Annotated in this window: 16 protein-coding genes, 1 pseudogene and 1 riboswitch; of the genes and pseudogenes, 9 read left to right on the top strand and 8 right to left on the bottom strand. The window is 71.9% G+C overall.

Annotation, left to right across the window (positions count from 1 at the left end; all coding sequences use genetic code 11):
* Positions 1–44 precede the first annotated feature (44 nt).
* Complete coding sequence (locus ACQEUR_RS22975) at positions 45–3215, top strand: DNA topoisomerase (ATP-hydrolyzing) (protein ID WP_433034690.1); 3171 nt, start codon at positions 45–47, stop codon at positions 3213–3215.
* A 101-nt stretch (positions 3216–3316) separates the two neighbouring features.
* On the opposite strand, the gene ACQEUR_RS22980 is transcribed toward ACQEUR_RS22975, so the two are convergent.
* The gene (locus tag ACQEUR_RS22980; RefSeq protein ID WP_433034692.1) at positions 3317–3586 is read right to left on the bottom strand and encodes a hypothetical protein; all 270 of its coding nucleotides are present in this window, start codon (positions 3584–3586) and stop codon (positions 3317–3319) included.
* A 15-nt stretch (positions 3587–3601) separates the two neighbouring features.
* Here ACQEUR_RS22980 and ACQEUR_RS22985 point away from each other — a divergent pair, with 15 nt between their 5' ends.
* From ACQEUR_RS22985 to ACQEUR_RS23000, 4 genes are all read left to right on the top strand, one after another.
* Complete coding sequence (locus ACQEUR_RS22985; protein ID WP_433034694.1) at positions 3602–4189, top strand: hypothetical protein; 588 nt, start codon at positions 3602–3604, stop codon at positions 4187–4189.
* 103 nt (positions 4190–4292) lie between these two features.
* On the top strand, positions 4293–5192 hold the full coding sequence (locus tag ACQEUR_RS22990) for a LysR family transcriptional regulator (protein WP_433034696.1): 900 nt from the start codon (positions 4293–4295) through the stop codon (positions 5190–5192).
* Between the two features lie 148 nt (positions 5193–5340).
* The gene (locus ACQEUR_RS22995; protein ID WP_433034698.1) at positions 5341–6993 is read left to right on the top strand and encodes an SLC13 family permease; all 1653 of its coding nucleotides are present in this window, start codon (positions 5341–5343) and stop codon (positions 6991–6993) included.
* Positions 6993–8072, top strand: coding sequence for a tartrate dehydrogenase (locus tag ACQEUR_RS23000; RefSeq protein WP_433034700.1), 1080 nt, complete (start codon positions 6993–6995; stop codon positions 8070–8072). Before ACQEUR_RS22995 ends, ACQEUR_RS23000 begins: the two co-directional genes overlap by 1 nt.
* A gap of 81 nt (positions 8073–8153) precedes the next feature.
* On the opposite strand, the gene ACQEUR_RS23005 is transcribed toward ACQEUR_RS23000, so the two are convergent.
* Positions 8154–8624, bottom strand: a complete 471-nt coding sequence (locus ACQEUR_RS23005) for an aminoacyl-tRNA deacylase (RefSeq protein ID WP_433034702.1) — start codon at positions 8622–8624, stop codon at positions 8154–8156.
* A gap of 94 nt (positions 8625–8718) precedes the next feature.
* The gene (gene mdlC, locus ACQEUR_RS23010; RefSeq protein WP_433034704.1) at positions 8719–10320 is read right to left on the bottom strand and encodes a benzoylformate decarboxylase; all 1602 of its coding nucleotides are present in this window, start codon (positions 10318–10320) and stop codon (positions 8719–8721) included.
* 262 nt (positions 10321–10582) lie between these two features.
* A riboswitch (cyclic di-AMP (ydaO/yuaA leader) is annotated at positions 10583–10724 on the top strand.
* A gap of 408 nt (positions 10725–11132) precedes the next feature.
* Between mdlC and ACQEUR_RS23015 the strand changes: the two genes are divergently transcribed.
* On the top strand, positions 11133–11972 hold the full coding sequence (locus ACQEUR_RS23015) for a C39 family peptidase (protein ID WP_433034745.1): 840 nt from the start codon (positions 11133–11135) through the stop codon (positions 11970–11972).
* Between the two features lie 108 nt (positions 11973–12080).
* On the opposite strand, the gene ACQEUR_RS23020 is transcribed toward ACQEUR_RS23015, so the two are convergent.
* The 5 genes and pseudogenes from ACQEUR_RS23020 to ACQEUR_RS23040 all read right to left on the bottom strand — a co-directional run bounded on the left by ACQEUR_RS23020 (position 12081) and on the right by ACQEUR_RS23040 (position 18370).
* Positions 12081–12857: a GNAT family N-acetyltransferase gene (locus ACQEUR_RS23020; protein WP_433034706.1), complete on the bottom strand. Its 777-nt coding sequence runs from the start codon at positions 12855–12857 to the stop codon at positions 12081–12083.
* A 7-nt stretch (positions 12858–12864) separates the two neighbouring features.
* Positions 12865–14553, bottom strand: coding sequence for a CDP-glycerol glycerophosphotransferase family protein (locus ACQEUR_RS23025; protein WP_433034708.1), 1689 nt, complete (start codon positions 14551–14553; stop codon positions 12865–12867).
* Positions 14554–14626: 73 nt separating this feature from the next.
* Positions 14627–16144, bottom strand: a pseudogene (locus tag ACQEUR_RS23030) (SDR family NAD(P)-dependent oxidoreductase).
* A 497-nt stretch (positions 16145–16641) separates the two neighbouring features.
* Entirely contained in the window at positions 16642–17469 is an 828-nt protein-coding gene (locus ACQEUR_RS23035; RefSeq protein WP_433034748.1) for an ABC transporter ATP-binding protein, read from the bottom strand.
* 4 nt (positions 17470–17473) lie between these two features.
* Complete coding sequence (locus ACQEUR_RS23040; protein WP_433034710.1) at positions 17474–18370, bottom strand: ABC transporter permease; 897 nt, start codon at positions 18368–18370, stop codon at positions 17474–17476.
* Between the two features lie 155 nt (positions 18371–18525).
* Between ACQEUR_RS23040 and ACQEUR_RS23045 the strand changes: the two genes are divergently transcribed.
* The 3 genes from ACQEUR_RS23045 to ACQEUR_RS23055 all read left to right on the top strand — a co-directional run bounded on the left by ACQEUR_RS23045 (position 18526) and on the right by ACQEUR_RS23055 (position 21495).
* Positions 18526–19269: a TetR/AcrR family transcriptional regulator gene (locus ACQEUR_RS23045; RefSeq protein WP_433034712.1), complete on the top strand. Its 744-nt coding sequence runs from the start codon at positions 18526–18528 to the stop codon at positions 19267–19269.
* Positions 19270–19354: 85 nt separating this feature from the next.
* Positions 19355–20464, top strand: coding sequence for a DegT/DnrJ/EryC1/StrS family aminotransferase (locus ACQEUR_RS23050; protein WP_433034714.1), 1110 nt, complete (start codon positions 19355–19357; stop codon positions 20462–20464).
* Entirely contained in the window at positions 20461–21495 is a 1035-nt protein-coding gene (locus tag ACQEUR_RS23055; protein WP_433034716.1) for a Gfo/Idh/MocA family protein, read from the top strand. Before ACQEUR_RS23050 ends, ACQEUR_RS23055 begins: the two co-directional genes overlap by 4 nt.
* The last annotated feature ends 63 nt before the right edge of the window (positions 21496–21558 follow it).

A 21558-nucleotide genomic window follows, 5' to 3' on the forward strand; every position in this document is an offset into this window, starting at 1 on the left:
CCGTCGACCGGTCCAGATCCGCGGACGGTCGGGTCCGGATGCACATGTGCGATGTCGAGCCACTCGACGCCGCTCACGGCTGGGCGATCGAGAGTGGACTCGGCGTCTCGCGCGGCAAGCGTGAGGCCAAGAACCCCAAGCACCGCGACCAGCACGTCCTGACCTTCAGCCGCCACGAGGGACTGCTCGAAGTCGGCACGCCACTCAGTGCCGAGAAGTACGTCCCCGCGGACGTCCTCCGTGAGCGTTCCTCCTGGATCCCGTTCCTCGCGGGCCTGTTCGACGGCGACGGTTACGTACGCAAACGGCACCGGGAGATCGTGCTGGTCAGCACCAGCCAGTTGATGTTGCGACAGGTCTACTCGATGCTCGCCGACCTGGGAATCCATGCACACCGCTGGTCCTCCTCGCCTGACCGCGGACACAAGACTCTGTCAGCCCTGTTCATATCCGGGCGCGATGCCGCGACGCTCGCATCGTCACTCCTGCGGTGGGTCCGGATCGGATACAAGCAGGACGCTCTTCATCGGCTCACCGGGATCACCTACGCCTACGGCGGCAAACAGGGGAACGACCGCCTGCCCGTCCGGCCCGTCATGGCCGAGTTCTCCGCCGCACACGTCGGCGGTGGTTGGTTCCGGGACAGGGACGGGAAGGCGTTCCGTTCTTCGCTGTCGGCGGGTGGCGGCACGACGGTGCGCTATGGCAGGGACCGGGCGGGGACCCTGCTTGCCGATCGTTACTTCCCGCTCTGGCGCGCGGAGAGAGACGGCTGGGTGCGACGGTTGCGCCGCATCGGGTCACCGCTCGCCGATCGGCTTGACGCGCTCTCCGGGTCATCCTTCCTCCGGGTGGAGTCGGTCGAGCCGGTGGACGCCGACACGACGTACGACATCCAGGTCGGTACCGATGACCATGCCTTTGTCGCCGAGGGTTACGTCGTGCACAACTGCATGGGTAAGTACCATCCGCACGGCGATACCGCGATCTACGACGCGATGGTCCGGCTCGCCCAGGGCTTCTCGCTCAACGCGCCGCTGATCGACGGGCATGGCAACTTTGGATCTCCAGACGACGGACCAGCTGCCGCGCGTTACACCGAAGCTCGGATGTCCCGGGAGGCGATGCTGCTGGTCGGGGAACTCGGCGAGGCCACCGTCGACTTCCGGCCCAACTACGACGGCTCGCTGCTCGAACCGGGCGTACTGCCGGCGGCGTTCCCGAACCTGCTGGTCAACGGCACCTCGGGCATCGCGGTCGGGATGGCCACCAACATGATCCCGCACAACCTCGGCGAGGTGGTGGCGGCGGCCCGGTGGCTGATCGACCAGCCGGAGGCGTCACTCGACCGGCTGATGGAGTTCGTCCCCGGTCCGGACCTGCCGACCGGCGGCCTGCTGCTCGGCCTGGACGAGGTGCGCAAGGCGTACGAGACGGGTCGCGGGGTGGTCCGGATGCGGGCCCGGGTGGAGACCGGGCCCCTGGAGGGCAGCCGTGGCCGGCAGGCGATCACCGTCGTCGAGCTCCCGTACGGGGTCGGCGCCGAGAAGGTCATCGAGGCGATCACCGACGAGGTACGCGGCAAGCTGATCACGTCCGGTCCGCGCAAGGGCCAACGGCAGGCGGCCCGGTTGCAGGGCATCGCCGACGTCAAGGACCTCACCGACCGGGAGAACGGCACCCGGCTGGTGATCGAGTGCAAGGTGGGGGTCAACCCGCAGGCGCTGCTGGCCGACCTCTACCGGCTCACCCCGCTGGAGCAGTCGTTCGGGGTCAACAACCTCGTCCTGGTGGACGGCCAGCCCCGGACGCTCGGGCTCAAGGCCCTGCTGGAGGTCTTCCTCGCCCACCGCTACGAGGTGATGACCCGACGCACCACGTTCCGCCGGCAGAAGCGGCAGGACCGGCTGCACCTGGTCGACGGCCTGCTGATGGCGCTGCTCGACATCGACGAGGTGGTCCGGCTGATCCGGGCCAGCGACAATGCCCAGGCCGCCCGGGACGCCCTGATGGCCCAGTTCGGCCTCTCCGAGATCCAGGCCGGCTACATCCTGGACACCCCGCTGCGCCGGCTGACCAGGTTCGACCGGATCGAGCTGGAGGTCGAGCGGGAGCGGCTGCGCGAGGAGATCGCCGAGCTGTCGGCGATCCTGGACGACGACCGGGTGCTTCGCCGGGTGGTCTCCGACGAACTGGCCGCGGTCGTCGACCAGTTCGCCCGGCCACGGCGGACCACCCTGATCGACGGTGACCTCAAGGAGGTGCTGGCGGCCTCCGCGCCGGCCGGGCCGCTGGAGGTCGCCGACGACCCGTGCCAGGTCATCCTCTCGGTGACCGGCCTGGTCGCCCGGACCGCGGCCGAGTCGGAGGAGACCTCCGAGGGGCGGCGCCGCAACGGCCGGACCAAGCACGACGCGGTACGTGCCGTCGTGCACACCACGGCGCGCGGTCAGGTGCTCCTGGTGACCAGCGCGGGCCGGGCGTTCAAGACCGACGTGCTGCCGCTGCCGGTGCTGCCGGAGCAGGCCGGCACGGTGTCGCTCAGCGGCGGCATGTCCGCCTCCGAACTGGTGCCGCTGGAGTCCGGGGAGACCGTGGTCGGCCTGGCGCCGCTCGGTGAGCGCGGCGCCGGTTCGCTCGGGCTCGCCCTGGGCACCCGGCAGGGCGTGGTGAAGGTCTGCGCGCCGGACTGGCCGGTCCGGGCCGACGAGTTCGAGGTGATCGGCCTCCGCGACGGTGACGAGGTCGTCGGCGCCACCTGGCTGGTCGACGGCGCGGAGACGCTCGCCTTCGTCTCCTCCGAGGCGTCGCTGCTGCGCTTCCCCGCCCGGCTGGTACGCCCGCAGGGCGCCAAGGGCGGCGGCATGGCCGGGATCAGTCTCCCGCCCGGCGCCGAGGTGGTCTTCTTCGGCGCGGTCCGCACCGACGATCCGGCACAGGGCGAGCCGATGGTGGTCACCTCGACCGGCAGCGGTGTGAAGGTGACACCGTTCGCGCTCTATCCGGCGAAGGGCCGGGCCACCGGAGGGGTACGCGCGCAGCGTTTCCTCAAGGGCGAGTCCCGGTTGGTCGTCGCCTGGGTCGGGCCGCGGCCGGTCGGGGTCTCCAAGCGCGGAGAGCCGCTGTCGCTGCCCGCCCCGGACGAGCGCCGGGACGGTTCGGGCACTGCCGTCTTCGGCCCGGACCTCGTCGGCCACCTGATCGAACGCGGCTGAGAGCGGGTCCGCGACCGGTCCTCCGCGGCGCGGTACCGGCCCTGGACGGTGCCGCACCGGGCTGGTCCGGGCCGCCGCGTGCCGTCCCGGGAACCGGACCGTCAGGCGTTTCGGCCGGTGCTGGAGGCGACCGCGTCGTCACCGGGGCCGACGAGCAGTTGCCGGGTCGGTTCAGGCGGGCCGACGCTGGTCGCTGTGGTGCGCCGGCGTACCGTCTCCCGGCCCGGGGGCCAGATGGTCAGGTACTGGTCGCCGCCGTCGTAACGCAGGTAGCTGACCGAGCCGATCCGCACGGCGAACAGGTGGAAGTGCCCCGGCTCCGGCCGCCAGCCCAGGGTGTCCGCGACCCGGCGCGCGTACGCCGAGTGCACCTCGGGCGCGGTCTCGTGCCGCGCAGTGCCCCGGACGACTGGATCAACCTGCCGTACGCCTCGGCGACCCAGCCGCGCGGCGGCAACGCCTGGCAGCAGCTCACCGTCCGGTCCACCGGAGTGGAGGTGCTCAGCGCCGGTGGCGGGTCCGCGAGCGTACGGGCCACCGGGGTGAGCACGGCGGTGCCGGAGATCGAGGTGGTCACCACGTACACGATCCGGCCGGGTGAGCCGTGGGTGACCGCGGAGAGTCTCTTCACCAACCGGGGGACGGTGCCGCGCAGCTTCTGGACCGGCGACGCCCTCGACCACGACGGTGCCGGGCAGCGCAGCGGCGTGGCCGGACACGGCACCATCACCAGTGGCACCCCGGCCGACTACCCGCCGACCACGCCGTGGATCGGGATGACCGGCTCCGACCGGCAGACGTACGGGCTGCTCTACGACGAGCCCGGTTTCGTGGCGTACGCCGCGTACAACTGGGTGATGAGCCAGCGCCAGGTGACGGTGGCCCCGGGGGAGACGTTCGGGCTGCGGCGGCGAATCGTCGCGGTGGACAACGGCGGCGCGGCCGACCCGTTCGCGGTGCTCGGCGGGCTGTGACCGGATTCTCGAACCCCTGTCGGCCGGGGTAGGGACCCTCCGGCACCGGATCGCTGGCACACTTCGGGCACAGGTCGGCGGTGGCGTACGGGATGGTGGAGCGGTGGACGCCCGACAGTTGGAGTACTTCCTCGCGGTCGTCGACCACGGCGGGATCAGCCGTGCGGCCAAGGCGATGTTCGTGGCCCAGCCGTCGCTGTCCCAGGCGATCCGGGCCCTGGAACGGGATCTCGGCAGCGAACTGTTCCATCGGATCGGCCGCCGGGTCGTGCTCACCGGGGCCGGCCGGGCGTTGATCGAACCGGCCCGGCAGGTGGTCCGCGGGCTCGAACTGGCCCGGGCGAGCGTCGAGTCGGTCGGCGATTTGACCTCCGGCCGGGTGGAGATCGCCGCGATGCCCTCGGCCACGGTGGAACCGCTCTCCAGCGCCGTCCGGGAGTTCACCGCCCGCCACCCCGGGGTCTCGGTACGGATCCGGGCGGCGCCCCGGGCGCACACCGTGCTGGAGATGGTCCGGACCGGCGTCGCCGAGATCGGGCTGCTGGCCAGCCGGGAGCGACTGGCCACCGAGACCGTGGCGCTGTATCCGGCCGGGCGGCACCGGCTGGTGCTGGTCACCCCCGGCGACGGTCCCTTCCCGGCGGGGGTGCCGGTACGGCACCACCAACTCGCCGGGCACCGCCTGATCGTCGGGGAGCACGGCACCGGGATGCGGGAGCTGGTGGAGGAGATCCGGGCGTCCGGGGTGGCGGTGACGATCGCGGTGGAGTCGGAGAACCGGGAGGCGTTCCTGCCGCTGGTGCTCGGCGGTGCCGGCCTGGCCGTGGTGGCCGACTCCTGGTCACAGCTCGCCCGGCGGGCCGGCGCACTGGTGCTGGAGATCGATCCGGCGGCGTACCTCAACGTCACGTTCGTGACGCGGCGCGCTCCGCTCACCCCTGCGGCGGGCGCCTTCCTGGCCTCCGCGCGCGTCTGCACCACATCCGCCGCCCCGGCCGGGTAAGCGATCACCAGTCCTTATAGGGGCTGCCTATAAGAGTTGTCGTGATCTCGTCTTGGACCGCTCCGGCCTGGGCTGATGAAGTCAGACTGTTAGATTCGTCACTGCGATGCCCGTCCCGGCACAGTGGAACTCCGATGGAGGGCGCGACATGGCCATCACCAGCGATACCGGTGCCACCGAGGGCGGCGGCGCCACCGGCGGCTCCGGCGATGCCCCGGCCCGGACCGACGTGGAGAAGGCGCTGCTCGGCGGCAGCACCTACCGCAGCCTCGGAGAGCAGGTGCTCTCCCCGGCGGAGGAACGGTTCGAGCGGGGGCGCCGGACCACCGGGCTCTGGCTCGCCCCGCTGGTCTCGATCATCTTCCTGGCCCTCCCCCTGGACATGGCCGGCGACCAGCAGACCCTCGCCGGCATCCTGCTCGGGGTCATCGTGCTCTGGGTGACCGAGCCGGTGCCCATCCCGATCGGTGGCCTGATCGGCGTCAGCGCCATCGTCGTCCTGGGGGTGGCGCCGGCCGCCGACGTGCTCGGGCCGTTCGGCTCCTCCACGGTCTTCACCTTCATCGGGGCGTTCATCCTGGCCCAGGCGATGCTCAAGCACGGACTGGCCCGCCGGTTCGCGTTCCGGATGCTCTCCCTGCCGGGAGTCGGCAGGTCCACCAGTCGCGTGATCATCACCTTCGGACTGATCACCTGCGCGCTCTCCGCCTTCGTCTCCAACACCGCCACGGTGGCGATGCTGCTGCCGACCGCGCTCGGCATCCTCACGGTGATCGCCAAGCTGATGCAGGACCGGGGCATCGCCACGAGCACCTTCGACCCGACCCGGCTGCGGGTCGGGGTCGCGCTGATGCTCATGCTCGCCTACGGGGCCAGCGTCGGCGGCCTGCTCACCCCGGTCGGCAGCCCACCCAACCTGATCGGCCGGGACCTGATCGCACAGGCAACGGGGGAGCGCATCTCGTTCGCCGAGTGGATGGCCGTGGCGTTCCCGATCTGCGCGCTGATGTTCCTCGCCCTGGCGACCGTCCTGCTGCTGCTCAACAAGCCGGAGATCCGTCGGATCGAGGGCGTCACGGAGTACGTGGCCAGCGAGCGGGCCAAGCTCGGCCGGTTCTCCCGGGCCGAGCGGAACACGCTGATCGCCTTCGTGGTGACCGTGACGCTGTGGATCACCCCCGGCGTGGTGGCGATCATCTGGGGCAGCGACTCCAGCACCTACGACTGGATCAGCGGTCGCCTCAACGAGGGGATCGTGGCCGTGCTCGGGGCCTCGCTGCTCTTCCTGCTCCCCACCGACTGGGGCAAGCGGGAGTACACCCTGAACTGGAGCGACGCGGCCCGGATCGACTGGGGCACGGTGCTGCTCTTCGGCACCGGCATCATCTTCGGCGCACTGCTCCAGGAAAGTGGCCTGGCCAAGACGATCGGCGAGGGCAGCGCCAACCTGCTCGGGCTCACCAGCGTCTTCGCCATCACCGCCTTCGCCGTGGTGCTCGCGATCATCATCTCCGAGACGACCAGCAACACGGCGTCGGCCGCCGTGGTCGTACCGATCATCATCCCGGTGGCCGTGGCCGCCGGGATCAACCCGTTCGTGCCCGCGCTGGCCGCCACCTTCGCCGCCTCGTTCGGCTTCATGCTGCCGGTCTCCACCCCGCAGAACGCCGTCGTGTACGGCTCCGGCGTCGTGCCGATCACGAAGATGATCCGTTCCGGGTTCTCCTTCGACATCCTCGGAGCGGTCCTGATCCTCCTGCTGCTGCCGCTGATGGTCGCGCTCGTCGGGCTGGGCAGCTGATGGCGTCGGCGATCGGCGAGCCGGAGGTGCACCGGATCGCGGTGATCCCCGGCGACGGCATCGGCACCGAGGTCATCGCCGCCGCCCGGCAGGTGCTGGACGCGGTCACCGAGCGGCACGGCATCGTGCTGGAGTACGAGGAGTTCGACTGGTCCTGCCAGCGCTACCTGGCCGAGGGCGCGATGATGCCGGCCGACGGGCTCGACCGGCTGCGCCCGGCGGACGCGATCCTGCTCGGCGCGGTGGGCTGGCCCGGAGTGCCCGACCACATCTCGCTCTGGGGGCTGCTGATCCCGATCCGCCGCAGTTTCCGGCAGTACGTCAACCTGCGTCCGATCCGGGTCTTCGAGGGGGTGGCCAGCCCGGTGCGCGGGGCCAGGCCGGGCGAGGTGGACTTCGTCGTGGTCCGGGAGAACGTGGAGGGCGAGTACAGCGAGATCGGCGGGCGGTTCAACCGGGGCTTCCCGGACGAGCAGGCCGTGCAGGAGGCGGTCTTCACCAGGGTCGGGGTCAGCAGGATCGTCGACTACGCCTTCTCGCTGGCCCGGACCCGCCGCTCGTACCTGACCTCGGCGACGAAGTCGAACGGGATCGTGCACACCATGCCGTTCTGGGACCAGGTGGTCGCGGAGCGGGCCGCCGGCTTCCCCGACGTGCGCTGGGACGCCGAGCACATCGACGCCCTCGCCGCCAAGCTGGTGCTGCAACCCGACCGCTTCGACGTGATCGTCGGCTCCAACCTGTTCGGGGACATCCTCAGCGACCTGGCCGCCGCCGTGGCCGGCAGCATCGGCATCGCGCCCTCGGCGAACCTGGACCCGACCCGCACCCACCCGTCGATGTTCGAGCCGGTGCACGGCTCGGCCCCGGACATCGCCGGCCAGGGCGTGGCGAACCCGCTCGGCGCGGTCTGGTCGGCCGCGATGATGCTGGAGCACCTGGGCCATCCGGACGCGGCGGCCGACGTGGTTGCGGCAATGGAGGCCTGCCTCGCCGACCCGGCCACCCGGACCAGGGACCTGGGCGGCGCCGCCGGCACCCGGGAGGTGACCGACGCCCTCCTCGCCCAACTCGGCTGAGGGGTAAGGAAGGGCCCCTTCTTATCGCTTTCTGCATAGGAAGGGCCCCCTCCTAACCGCGCCGCTGCCGGGGCATGCGGGTCAGCGCGGGCGTTCCGGTTCGGTGAGGTCCGCGACGGTGGCGTCGAGGGCGCGCAGTGCCGCGTCGGCGTCCACGGCGACGGCGATGTCCCGCCGGCCGGCGCCGAGCGTGATCGTCCGGCCCCGGACCCGCTCGTCGGCGACGACCGGCCAGGCGGTGCTGGCGCCGAACGGGGTGACGGTGCCCCGCTCGTAGCCGGTCGCCGACCTGGCCTCGTTCGCGTCGGGCAGGGAGAGCCGGTTGACCCCGAGCAGCGCTCGCAGCTTCGGCCAGGAGATGACCCGGTCACCCGGCACGAGCACGAAGACGAAGTCGCGCTCGCCCCGGCGTACCACGATGGTCTTCACCACGTCTCCGACCGCGACGCCGCGCGCCGCGGCGGCCTCGGCGAGGCTGCGCACGGACCCGTGCCGGATCACCCGGAAGGGGATCCCGGCCGAGCTGAGAGCCTCCAGCGCGGCACCCGACATGGCTGCACCGTACCGCGCTGCCGCCCGGCTCCGAGGTGTTAGGAGGGGGCCCTTCCTATGCAAAAAGCGATAAGAAGGGGCCCTTCCTTACCCCTCAGAGCAGGGTGGGGACGTCGCGGGTGATCGGTACGGCCAGCACGGTGGGGCCCTCGGCTCCGAGCGCGGCCCGGAACGCGTCCCCGAACTCGTCGGCCGAGGCGATCCGGTGGGCGGCGCAGCCGTAGCCGCGGGCGATGCCCGGGATGTCCAGGCCCGGCAGGTCCAGCCCCGGCACCCCGGGTGTCTCCTCCAGTTCGGCGAAGGACTTCAGGACCGCGTACTCCTCGTTGACCGGGACCACGAACACCACCGGTACCCGCTGCTGCGCGGCGGTCCAGAGCGCCTGGGGCGAGTACTGGAACGAGCCGTCCCCGATCACCGCGACGACCGGCCGGCGCTGCCCGGTGTCCCGCTGCGCGAGCGCGATGCCGACCGCGGCGGGCAGCGCGAACCCCAGCCCGCCGCTGGCCATCTTGAAGTACGACGCGGGGCGCCGGATGGTCAGCTGCCGGTGCAGGATGCGCAGGTTGGAGGGGGTCTCCGGGACCAGGATGCCGTCCTGGGGCCAGAGCCGGGCGAGGATGCCGAAGAGCGCCTCCGGGGAGAGCGGGATGCCCGGTTCCGACCTCGGTACGGCGGCCTGGGTGGGCGGGGCCGGACGGTCGGTGCTGGGCAGCCGGTCGGTCAGGGCGGCACAGGCCAGTCCGACGTCGCCGAGCAGGCTGTCGCCGACGGGTGCCCGGGCGGCTTCGTCCGGGTCCTCCGTCACGTGCAGCAGGCGGGTACCCGCCGGCAGGAAGCCCTGTTCGCCGGGGATGTACGGGTAGTAGCGGAAGACCGAGGCGCCGATCACCAGCACGGTGTCGTACCCGGTCAGTTTCTTCGCCAGCGGGCCGATGGCCGGTGGCAGCAGCCCCTGGAACTGCGGATGGTCCTGCGGGAAACCGACCCTGTCGGAGAAGGGCGGCTGCCACACCGGGGCCCTGAGCCGCTCGGCGAGGGCGATCGCGGCGGGCCAGGCGTCGCTGCGGTCCACGGCCGAACCGATCACCAGGGCGGGGTTGCGGCTGCCCGCCAGGATCTCGGCGAACCGGTCCAGCCCCTCGGGGTCGGGCGCCACCCGGGTGCTCACCCGGCGTACCACCGCGGTTCCCTCGGCGGGCTGGTCCCAGTCGTCGAGCGGCAGCGAGAGGTAGACCGGCCCGGCCGGAGGCTGTACGGCGGTCGCGTACGCGCGCATGAAGGCGTCCGGTACGTCCTGGGCGCGCATCGGCTCGTGACTCCACTTGACGTACGGCTCCGGCAGCCGGGTCGCCCGTACGTTTGTCAGCATCGGCTCGTACAGGTTCATCGTCCGGGTCTGCTGCCCGGCGGTGACGATCAGCGGGGTCCTGTTGTGCCAGGCGGTGACGAGGCTGCCCATTCCGTTTCCGGTACCCGGGGCGGTATGCAGATTGACGTGCACCGGTTTGCCGGTGACCTGGGCGTAGCCGTCGGCCATCGCCACCGCCGAGGCCTCCTGGAGGGCCAGTACGTAGCGGAAGTCGGCCGGGAAGTTCTTCAGGAAGGGTTCCTCGGTGGAGCCGGGGTTGCCGAACATCGTGGTCATGCCGAGCGAACGGAGCAGGTCGTAGGTGGCTTCGTGCACCGTCGTCATGTGGGGGAGCCTCCTGAAAGTCCTCGCGTTCGACCGGGCGGACCGGCTTCCATCAAGTCGGTCATTTCCGTCATACCGCACCCGTACATGATCATGCCGGTTTATCCGCATGGCCCTGTCGGCCCGGCAGCCGGGCCGGGATCCGGTCCAATCGCGGTCTTGGTCACTGTTTTCCCTGCTGAGAGGGGTTGGCAATGACAGAAGTCGGCCAGTAATGTCGGCCCGTCCGGTCCGGCCCCTTGGTCGCCACGCGGGTGACACCGGAGCGGACCCGCCGAGTCGTTGTGTAACGAGCCGGGGACCCACAGTTATCTGGGGTGAATCCGCGAACCGTCGTTCGCGGTAGGGCGGCCTTCTGCGCCCGAATCCGTCAGCTAACCCGGTAGGCGGTCACGGAAGGAGACCATTCGTGCCGCACCACCCGGGCTCCGGCCCATCCCCCCGATCCATCCGCTCCACCGCGCGCCGGCCCCGGGTCGCCGCGCACCCGGCCCGGGCCATCGGAGCCCGAGACGGGTTCATGGCCCCGGTTCGCTAGCGCTCCGGGACGCGAGCGCGACCGCCGGCGAGCGCCGGCCCCGCCCGGCGCGGGCGCAGCCCGAACGGCCCCGCCGCCCGGATGCGGTGGTCGCTGTTGCCCCCCCGGCCCCGGCGTATTCGGGGCAGGGTCCTTGTCGCCGCCTCCGGCGGTGTCGTCTCGCGTTCCCACCAGCGGACAGAAACGTCCCATTGCCAATTGACGAACTCGAATGGCAATGAGCATTTCCCTGGAGGATCAGTTGAAGTATGTCTTTTCCCGGTCGGCCAGCGACATGGCCCGGCCGTTGGCAGATGTCCCACAGCGGATCAGGAACATCACGACCGGCCGGCGTAACCGCCTCGCGCTCGGTTCGGCGGCCGTGCTCGCGGCCGCGGCGGCGACCATCGGAATCGTGCTGACCTCGGTCCAGCCGCCCGCGCCGTCCGAGGGCGGCTCGACCGTCGCCGTGGCGGAACTCGGTGGCTCCGTCAACCAGGCCCCGGGTGCCGGGGCCGGGGGGCAGCAGAGCGCACCGGCCGACCCGACATCGCCGGCGACGGCCGAACCGACGACGAGCGCCCCGAAGGCGGCGCCGAGCGCGACCGGCAGGCCGGCCGCGCCCGAGTCCAAGGTCCTGGACTACGACTTCGAGGCCCAGACCACCTACTACTACTGCGGTCCGGCCGCGACCCGCATCGCCCTGACCGCCCGGGACGTGCACCTGAGCCAGGACGAGGTCGCCGGCCGGCTGGGCACCACGACGAGCGGTACGAACTCCGCCGAGGACACCACCCGGGTGCTGAACAGCGCCGGCAGGACGGACTTCTACCGGACCACCATGATCCGGGGCGGCGCCGCGAGCCCGGCCCAGATGGATCAGCTCCAGGCCGACGTGGTGCACGCCGTGAGCAACGGCTACCCGGTGGTGGCCAACATCGCCGGCTCGACCACGGACACCGACGGTGGCTGGCACAGCTACCCCGGCGGCCACTACCTGACCGTGGTCGGCTACCGCGACGACGGACGGACGGTCAAGATCGCCGACCCGGCGATCCCCGGCTCGGACAGCACCTACTGGATGAGCACCATCGACCTGGCCAACTGGGCGGCCACCCGGGGTTACTCGTCCTGACCCCGCCCTCCCCGGCCCCAGCCGGACCGCCCGCGTACCGGCGCTGCCGGACGCGGGCGGTCTGGCGCCGCGACCCGCCACGAGGCTCCGCGCGACAGGGCTCCGGGACTACGCCGGGGCTCCGAAGGTGAACTCGGCGTACTCCGCCGCCGGGGTGAAGCCGAGCCGACGGTAGACGGCGAGCGCGGCGAGGTTGTCCGCCTTGACGTTCAGGGTCACGTGGTCCACGGTCTTCGACAACCGCCGGCAGAGGGTGGCCACCGCCGCGCTCGCCAGTCCCCGGCCCCGGGCCCGGGGATGGGTGGTCACGTTGCCCAGCGCGCTGACCCGGTATTCGCGGGACCAGACGTGCACCCCGGCCACCGCGAGCAGTTCGCCGTCCCGGCGCACCCCGACGTAGTGGCCGGTCTCCAGCATCCGCCGGTCGAACCAGTTGCCCGGGTACGCGACGTCGTAGAGCGCCGCCAGCTCCGGCAGGTCGGCACCGGTCAGCACCTCGCCCTCGGCCGCCACCCGGTCCAGCCGGCCCGGGTCGGTGAGCGCCATCTTCAGGTGCGGCCCGTGCTCCTGCACCGGAAAGTGTCGGGCCAGCACCGCCTCGCCGCCCGGGGAGAGGTGCGCGTAGAACCGGCGGGGCAGCAGCGGTACCAGCGCGGTCAGCAGCTCGCCCAGCGCGGCCGGCGGTCCCGACCGGTCGAGCGCCAGCAGGGTCGGGGTGCCGCCGCCGTGGTAGACCAGCGCCACCAGGTCGGCCAGGCGGTACCAGCTCGTATAGGGCCAGTAGAAGTCGTCGAGGTCGCCGAGCTCGTACGCGTGCAGGTGCGGGTCCCGGCGCAGCAGACCGGCCAGCGCCCGCCGGTCGTGCTCGATCCTGACCAGGTTCACGAGTCGATCATGGCACGGGCGCCGGACGGGGTGCCGGCGCGGGCGGCCGGACCGTGGTGCCGTCGAGCTGCCGACGGGCCTCGTCCAGGAAGCCGTCGGCGTACGCCTCCGCCGGGAAGTCGCCGAGGTACCGGGTCCGGGTCCGCCACCGCGCCTCCGCCAGCGGATCGGTGTCGAGCAACCGGTCCAGCACCTCGTCCAGATTGGACATGTCGGCGCCCAGCACGTAGCCCGAACCGGCCAGCGGGAAGGTCTCGGTGAACCGCTCGCCCTCGCCGACCCGGTCCGTCACCGCGTACGGCTTCCCCGAGTAGAGGTAGTCGGAGATCACCGCCGAGACGTCCGAGACCAGTGCGTGCGAGGCGTTGACGCACTCGACCAGGGTCATCCGCCGGGCCGCCTCGGCGCCGAAGACGTGCCGCCGCCCGGTCCGGGCCCGGTCGTCGGCGAGCACCTGCTCGATCCGGGCGAGCTGCCGCGCCGACGCCGGGTTCTGCGACGTGTACGGGTGGGCGCGCAGGATGACCGTCGCGCCCCGGTCCAGCAGCCGCCGGACCAGCTTCTCGCCCACCGGCAGCGAGCAGTAGTCGACGTCCGCGTGGTGTCCGGTCCAGGTGGGGGTGTAGAGCACCACCTTCTCGGCCCGCTCCCGCACCGGGGTCCGGTCCACCACGATCGACTCCACCTGCGGGCGGCCGACGATGGCGAACTTCTCCTGCGGGATCACCACGCCGTTGCGGGCGTACCGGTCGATCGCGGCCTGTCCGGCCACGAAGATCTTGTCGAAGATCGCGGAGACCGGGTTCGCGCTCGGCGCCTTGTCGCTGTCGCCGTGGTGCAGCTGGATGTGGGTCAGGTGCCCGAACCGGATGCAGTGGCTGTTCTTGGCGCCGTGGTTGACGTAGAACGCCACCCGCAGGCTCGGCACCATCGCCTCGTCGATCGAGCGCGGCGTCGGGCAGACCACCACGGGCGCGCTGGTGGCGGCCGAGACCGACGCCAGGAAGTCCGGTTCGCGCAGCAGCACCAGGAACGGCCGCCCGATCCGCTCCAGGTACGGCAACCACATCTTGACCTGGTATTCCGAGCCGGGCGGTGCGGAGAAGTAGAGCAGGAACTCCGGCTGGTGCCGGCGCAGTGCCCGGGTGACCGGGCTCTCGGCCGACGAGGGCCGCAGCCGTCGCCGGGCGATCGGGGCCAGCGCACCGGCACCGGCCGCGCCGACCAGCAGGGTGGCGAGCAGGACCGGCCAGGCCGGCAGGGACGCGGCGGCGCTGCCGGCAAGCAGGAGCAGCAGGGCCAGCACGGCCGCGCCGAGCCGTCCGGCGACCAGCAGCGGCGACGACCGTACGCCGAGGTTGGCCGACCGGGTCTCCAGCCCGACCGCGTCGCGCAGCGGCCGCTCGACGAGGATCAGCCCGAGCAGGGCCAGGCCGGTGACCGCGAGGGTCCAGCGGGCCCCGGGTGCCCGCGCGGCGTAGCCGACGAGGAGGCCGGCGGTGAGCAGGATCGGTTCGGCGACGAGTTCGGCCCGGGGGTTGATCCGCCGTTCCGCCCAGGCCGAGCCGACGGCGAGGACGGCCAGCGCCAGGCCGACCAGCTCGGCCGAGGTCAGGGCGAGGGTGAGGAAGGACAGGACAGCCAGGCCGGCGCTGAGGCACCGGATGGCCAGCTTCCTGACCAGATCACCACGCATGCTCACTCCTGGGACGGTGGCCGGCTTTCCGGCGGCGGATGCCGGCCGACGGTGCCGACGGGACGACGGCGGGCTAGGGCGTGCCGACCCGGGGCGGGGGCACCAGTTCGGTGGAACGCTGCCGGACGATCCCCCCGCCGGCCCGGAGGTCCGTCGGCTCCGCCGGTGCCCCGGTGCCGGAGGCGGGTGGCGGGTCGGCGTCGGGCTCGGCGGGGGCGGACGCCGGGTCGCCGGGGGAGCGGCGCACGTCCACCACCTGACCGGTCAGCCCGGAGAGCAGGATGTCCAGCGAGGCGCGGGCGACGGTGTCGGCGGCCAGCAGGGTGTGCTCCGGCTCCGCGCCGAACGCCCGGGTACGCATCGGCGTCGCGGTCCGCTCCGGGTTGACGCAGTTGACCCGTACGCCCAGCTCGGACCACTCGTCGGCGAGCGCCTGGGTCAGGTTCACCACGGCGGCCTTGGTGGAGGAGTAGAGCGCGTACCGGGCGCGTCCCCGGGTGTAGGAACTCGACGTGTAGAGCAGGAGCTGGCCACGGGTCTGCCGCAGGTAGGGCAGGGCCTGCCGGGCGACGGTGACCGGGGCGAGCAGGTTGACCCGCAGCACCTGGTCGATGGTCTCGTCGTCCATCTCCGCGAGGGCACCCATCCGCAGCACACCCGCCGTCACCACCACGTAATCGATCCGGCCGGTCGCCTCGAACGCCGTCCGCAGCGCCTCGGCGACGTCCTCGACCCGCTCCACGTGGGTGCCGGTCGTCGACCGGCTGACCGGGAAGACGTCCGCGCCGTACTCCCGGGCGACCTCGGTCAGCCGGTGCCCGATCCCGTGGCTGCCGCCGAAGACCACGATCGTCCGGCCGCTCAGCTCCTCGGCGTACGCCCGGTCGTCGGTGCAGCCGGGGGACCTGGGCGGCGGCGAGCTGGAACAGCTTGTCCGCCAGGTGCACGTCGACCGGGTGGGTGACCTTGATGTTCTCGTCCGAACCCTCGATCACCTTGATCGGCACGTGGGGCAGGGCAGGTAGCGGAGCACGACGCCACAGTCGTCGGTCGCGCTGAAGTCCGGGTCGTCCGCGGCCAGCCGGTACGCCTCCCGGATGGTCCCGGAGCGGAACGCCTGGGGGGTCTGGCCACGGCGCAGCCGGGCCCGGACCGGGATGTCCGTGATGCAGTCGTCGGCGTCCACCTGGATGATCGTGTCCGCGGACGGGATCGCCACGTCGACGGCGGCGTGCCGCCAGAGCGCGTTCACGCACTCCCGGACGATCCGCCCGCTCAGCAGGGGCCGGACCGCGTCGTGGAAGAGGACGTTGCAGTCGTCCGGCCCGATGGCGTCCAGCGCCAACCGGGTGGTCGCGTTGCGGGTCTCGCCGCCCTCGAACACCTGGGTGACCTTGCGGAAGCCCGCCTTCGCGATGATCTGCCGTGCCGCGTCGAGGTGGCCGGGGGCCATCAGCACGATGATCTCGTCGATCTCCGGGGCCGCCTCGAAGACCGCGATGGTGTGTTCGAGGATCGGCTTCCCGGCGATCTTCAACAGCTGCTTCGGGATGCCGAGCCCGACCCGGGTGCCGGTGCCGCCGGCCAGCACGACCGCGACCGTACGGGTGGGCCGCCACGGCGCGTCGACGCCGGCGGACGCGGCTGATCGGGCTCCGTCCTCCGGTCGCGCCGGGCCGCCCGCTCGGTCGTCCGGCCCGCCCGCCGCCAGGTCATGCGCCATTACCCATCCTCACTGATCACGCGTCCGCACTGATCACGTGTCCGTCCCGGCCACACGCCGACCGATCTTTCCGCCGCGGCGTCTCCTCCGCGTCACCGGAGGGCCCGGGCCGCCCGACGGGCCGGGCCCGGCGCTCGGTCGTCCGCGCCCTGACCGGTGCCGGCTGTCCCCTGGGCCCTATAGCGCTGGCCGGCCGGATCCGCCGGAAGCTCCCCGTGGGGCCCCGGGAGCACCGCCGGTCGGATCTCCCTGGCCACGCGTGCGCTTGCCGCCGGGTGCGGCGCCGCCTGGTCCGGCGGCGAGCGAGCCCGTGCACCGGACAGGCCGACGGCGGCGGTCACGGCCACCAGCCACCCGGCCCGGGGTCACTTCCGGTTCATGAAGGTCTCGTACTCGCTGACCACCTCGTCGGTCGGGCCGTCCGCCCGGATTACCCCGGACTCCAGCCAGATCGACCGTTCGCAGGTCGTCCGGATCGTGCCGAGGCTGTGGCTCACCAGGAACACGGTGCCGGCCTCGGCCCGCAACTGCCGCACCCGGCGCTCGCTGCGCCGCCGGAACCGCGAGTCGCCGGTGGCCAGCGCCTCGTCGACCAGCAGTACGTCGTGCTTCTTGGCCGCCGCGATGGAGAACCGCAGCCGGGCGGCCATGCCGGAGGAGTACGTCCGCATGGGCAGCGAGCCGAAGTCCCCGCGCTCGTTGATGCCGGAGAACTCGATGATCTCGGGCGTGAGCTGGCGGACCTGGGCCGGGGTCATCCCCATGGCCAGGCAGCCGAGGGCGACGTTGCGCTCGCCGGAGAGGTCGTTGAGCAGCGCGGCGTTCACCCCGAGCAGCGAGGGCTGGCCCTGGGTGTAGATCGCGCCCCGGTTGACCGGGAGCAGTCCGGCGATCGCCCGCAGCAGGGTCGACTTGCCCGACCCGTTGCTGCCGAGCAGCCCGATCGCCTCGCCCCGGTACGCGGTGAAGGTCACGCCCTTGACCGCGTGCACCTCGCGGACCGCGGCCGACTTGCCGCCGGTGACCATCCGCTTCAGGGTGGCGACCGGGTTGCCGTTCCCGCCGGCGCCGGCGCCGTGCACCCGGTAGACCACGTGCACGTCGTCGACCACCACGGTGGGGATCCGCGGCGCGACGGTGGTGGTCGACGGCGAGGACTCGACCTGGGTCGGCGACTCGAATCGGGCATCCATCGGCTCAGCCACGGCCGTACTCCTTCTCACCACGCCAGAAGTAGATGAACCCGAGCACCCCGGCGACCAGCGCCCAGCCGATGCCGAGGAGCCAGGACTGGGTCTGCGACGCGGTCACCGGCGCCGACTCCATCAGGGCGTGCCGCATCAGCTCGATGTAGACCAGCAGCGGGTTGAGCTGCACCAGGTCCGCCGCCCAGCCCGGCAGGTGGGCCTCGAAGTTCTCCACGCTGTAGAGCACGCCGGAGCCGTACATCCAGGTGCGCATCACGAACGGCACGAGCTGCTTCAGGTCGGTGACCTTGGAGCCGAGCCGGGCCATCCCCATCGCCATCCCGGCGTTGAAGATCGCCTGCAACAGCACCGCCGGCACCAGCAGCAGCCATTCCAGGGTCAGCGGCTCACCGGTGACCAGCACGATGCCGGCCAGTACGACGATCGAGGCGAGCAGGTGCTGGAACTGGGTCAGGGTGATCGCGATCGGCAGGCTGGCCCGGGGGAAGTGCAGCGCCCGGATCAGGCCGAGGTTGCCGGTGATCGCCGTCACCCCGCCGCTCACCACCGACTGGGTGAAGGTGAAGACGAACAGCCCGGTGCAGAGGTAGGCGATGAAGTTGTCGACCTGACCGCTGGTGCCGAGCACCACGCCGAAGATCACGAAGTAGACCGCCGCGTTGGTCAGCGGGTTGAGCACCTGCCAGAGCCGGCCCAGTCGGGCCGTGCTGAACGAGGCCACCAGCTTCGCGTTGGCGTAGGCGGAGATGAAGTGCCGGTAGGACCAGAGCTGCCGGATGTAGGCGCCGAGACTGGGCCGCTCGCCGGCTACGGACAGACCGTAGCGGGCGGCCAGTTCTGCCTGGGTTAGCTCTGCATCGGGGTTGGCTACCGCCGTGCTGGCCATAGCGTTGGCGCTCCGATCTGTGCGGGCTGCTAAGAGGCGCGCGACGTGGTGACCGTGGCCAGAGCGGTGGAACGCCAGTCGGTCGTCGCTGCGAGGAAGGTAGTCCATCCTACGTCGGGACGCAACCGTACCGTCGTCGCGCTATATTGGCCGACGTGGCGACCGACAACCGACGAGCTCCCGCGGGAGCGGCGGTACTCCGAGGGGAGATAACCGCCGCTATCCGCCGGGCCGTCATGCAGGAACTCGCCGCGGTCGGCTACGGACGCCTCTCGATCGAGGCGGTCGCACGTCGGGCCGGCGTCGGCAAGACGGCGATCTATCGCCGGTGGGGCTCGAAGCTGGAACTGGTCCTGGAGATCGTCTCCCGGGTCGCCGGACAGAGCCTACCGTTACCGGACACCGGCACCCTAACCGGAGACCTCGAAGTCCTGTTGCGGATCGTGGCCCGTGCGCTGCGACACCCACTGGCCTCGCAGATCATCCCGGACCTGCTCGCCGAGGCGGCCCGCAACCCGCAGATCGCGCAGACCCTGCAGGAGGCCCTGCGCGCCAACCAACGGGACGTCGGCATACTGTTGATCGGCCGGGCGATCGACCGGGGCGAGCTACCCGCGGGAGCGGATCCGGATGCCGCGGTCGATCTGATCGTCGGACCCCTCTACTGGCGGCTCGCCGTTGCCCGTACCACCCTGCCGGAGGCGTACCTGCCACGAATGGCCGCCGCGATCGCGGCCGGACTCCGTGCCGATGCCGGCACGACCGGCGACCCCGACATCCTCGTGGCGGGTCTCGACGTTCCCCTGCCGGTCGCCGCGCCACCACCCGCCGCCGTCGACAACCACCAGCAGACCGAGGGGGCCGGCTCCGCCGCGTCCGGCCCCGCTCACCGGTCGTGACGTACCCCGCACCACCCGATCCGCCGACCGAAACACGAGCTAGCATCGCATGCCAATTGCGATCCCCCACTGAAGGAGGATGCCCATGGCCGGGCAGCACGCAGACCTGATCCCACCCGCCAAACCAGTCATCGGAGACGCCGAGATCGAGGCCGCCGTACGGGTGCTCCGTAGCGGCCGGGTGGTGCAGGGACCGGAGGTGGCCGCGTTCGAGGAGGAGTTCTCCGAGCTGGTGGCCGGCCGGCACTGCGTCGCGGTCAACTCGGGCACCTCGGCGCTGCACCTGAGCCTGATGGCGCTGGGCATCGGCCCCGGCGACGAGGTCGTGGTGCCGTCCTTCTCCTTCGCGGCCAGCGCGAACGTGGTCCGGCTCGTCGGTGCCGACCCGGTCTTCGTGGACATCGAGCCCGGCAGCTTCTGCCTGGACCCGGACGCGGTCGAGGCGGCGATCACCCCGCGCACGGCGGCGATCATGCCGGTGCACCTCTACGGGCACCCCGCCGCGATGGACCGGCTGATGCCGATCGCCGAGCGGCACGGCCTCGCCGTGGTCGAGGACGCCTGCCAGGCGCACGGCGCCGCGCTGAACGGGCAGCCGGTCGGCTCCTTCGGCATCGCGAACAGCTTCAGCTTCTACCCCACGAAGAACATGCACGCCCTCGAGGGCGGCATGATCACCACGCCGGACCCCGAGATCGCCCGTACCCTGCGGTTGCTGCGCAACCAGGGCATGGAGCAGCGGTACGCCAACGAGATCGTCGGCGCCAACATGCGGCTGACCGACGTGGCCGCCGCGATCGGCCGGGTCCAGCTGCGCCAGCTCCCGGAGTGGACCGAGCAGCGCCGGTCCAACGCCAAGTTCCTCGACTCCCGGATCACCGGTGTGGTCATCCCGCCGGTCGCCGACGCGGCCCGGCACGTCTACCACCAGTACACGGTGCGGGTGGCCGGTGACCGGGACGCCGCCCAGCAGCAACTGCTGGAGAAGGGCGTCGGGAACGCGATCTACTACCCGACCCCGATCCACCGGCTCAAGCCGTTCCTCGACGCGGACGGCAAGCCCGGCCCGTGGGACCTGCCGGAGACCGAGCGGGCCGCCCGCGAGGTGCTGTCACTGCCGATCCACCCGGCGCTGACCCAGTCCCAGCTGGAGCGGATCGCCGACGCCGCGAACAGCCTGGAGGCCGGCCGATGAGCGCCCACGCCCGCCCGCTGCGCGCCGGACTGGTCGGTCTCGGCGCGATGGGCCGCAACCACGCCCGGATTCTGTCCAACCTGGACGGTGTGGAGCTGGTCGCGGTCGTGGACCCGGCCGGCGACACGACCGGCTCGCTTTCGGTGCCGGTACTGCCCACGGTGGCGGAGCTGCTGGCGCTCGGTGTCGACTACGCGGTGGTGGCCTGCCCGACCGCGCTGCACGAGCAGGTCGGCCTGGAACTGGCCGAGAACGGCGTCTGCGCGCTCATCGAGAAGCCGCTCGCCCAGTCGGTCGGCACCGCCACCCGGCTGGTCGAGGCGTTCGAGTCGCGCGGCCTGGTGGCCGGGGTCGGGCACATCGAGCGGTACAACCCCGCCCTGCAGAGCCTGCGCACCCGACTGGAGGCGGGCGAGCTGGGCGAGGTGTTCCAGGTCGTCACCCGCCGGCAGGGCCCGTTCCCGCACCGGATCGCCGACGTCGGCGTGGTGATGGACCTCGCCACCCACGACATCGACCTGACCAGCTGGGTCACCGGGCAGGAGTACGCGGCGATCTCGGCGCGTACGGTCTCCCGCAGCGGCCGGCTGCACGAGGACATGGTCGCCGCGGTGGGCCAGCTCGCCGACGGCACGATGGTCAACCACCTGGTGAACTGGCTCAGCCCGCTCAAGGAGCGGTCCACGGTGATCACCGGCGACCGGGGCTGCTTCGTCGCCGACACGCTCACCGCCGACCTGACCTTCTACGCCAACGGTGCCATCGACACCGAGTGGGAGGCGCTGCGGGCGTTCCGCGGCGTCGCCGAGGGGGACATGGTCCGGTTCGCCATCCCGAAGCGGGAGCCGCTGCTGGTGGAGCACGAGCGGTTCCGGGACGCGGTCGAGGGCAAGGAGAGCGACATCGTGACCCTGCGCCAGGGTCTGCGTACCGTCCAGGTCGCCGCGGCCGTGCTCCAGTCGGCGGCGGACGGCAGCACCGTCGCGGTCCCGGGCCGGGCTCCCGCCGAGGACCTCGCCACCGCCTCCTGAGGCCGTCCCGGACCCGTGCGCCCGACGCCGGTCGGTGTCGGGCGCACGGGTCCGGCTCCGGAA

It is taken from the genome of Plantactinospora sp. CA-290183, assembly GCF_050936375.1.
Taxonomy (GTDB): Bacteria; Actinomycetota; Actinomycetes; order Mycobacteriales; family Micromonosporaceae; genus Plantactinospora.

What these genes read in the sequence shown, in the direction of transcription:
- ACQEUR_RS23055 (WP_433034716.1), top strand. Translation starts at nt 20,461, where the DNA reads ATGAGCGCCCACGCCCGCCCGCTGCGCGCCGGACTGGTCGGTCTCGGC.
- ACQEUR_RS23035 (WP_433034748.1), bottom strand. Translation starts at nt 17,469, where the DNA reads ATGGATGCCCGATTCGAGTCGCCGACCCAGGTCGAGTCCTCGCCGTCG.
- ACQEUR_RS23040 (WP_433034710.1), bottom strand. Translation starts at nt 18,370, where the DNA reads ATGGCCAGCACGGCGGTAGCCAACCCCGATGCAGAGCTAACCCAGGCA.
- ACQEUR_RS23050 (WP_433034714.1), top strand. Translation starts at nt 19,355, where the DNA reads ATGGCCGGGCAGCACGCAGACCTGATCCCACCCGCCAAACCAGTCATC.
- mdlC (WP_433034704.1), bottom strand. Translation starts at nt 10,320, where the DNA reads ATGACGACGGTGCACGAAGCCACCTACGACCTGCTCCGTTCGCTCGGC.
- ACQEUR_RS23005 (WP_433034702.1), bottom strand. Translation starts at nt 8,624, where the DNA reads ATGTCGGGTGCCGCGCTGGAGGCTCTCAGCTCGGCCGGGATCCCCTTC.
- ACQEUR_RS23000 (WP_433034700.1), top strand. Translation starts at nt 6,993, where the DNA reads ATGGCGTCGGCGATCGGCGAGCCGGAGGTGCACCGGATCGCGGTGATC.
- ACQEUR_RS23025 (WP_433034708.1), bottom strand. Translation starts at nt 14,553, where the DNA reads ATGCGTGGTGATCTGGTCAGGAAGCTGGCCATCCGGTGCCTCAGCGCC.
- ACQEUR_RS22995 (WP_433034698.1), top strand. Translation starts at nt 5,341, where the DNA reads ATGGCCATCACCAGCGATACCGGTGCCACCGAGGGCGGCGGCGCCACC.
- ACQEUR_RS22975 (WP_433034690.1), top strand. Translation starts at nt 45, where the DNA reads ATGTGCGATGTCGAGCCACTCGACGCCGCTCACGGCTGGGCGATCGAG.
- ACQEUR_RS23015 (WP_433034745.1), top strand. Translation starts at nt 11,133, where the DNA reads ATGGCCCGGCCGTTGGCAGATGTCCCACAGCGGATCAGGAACATCACG.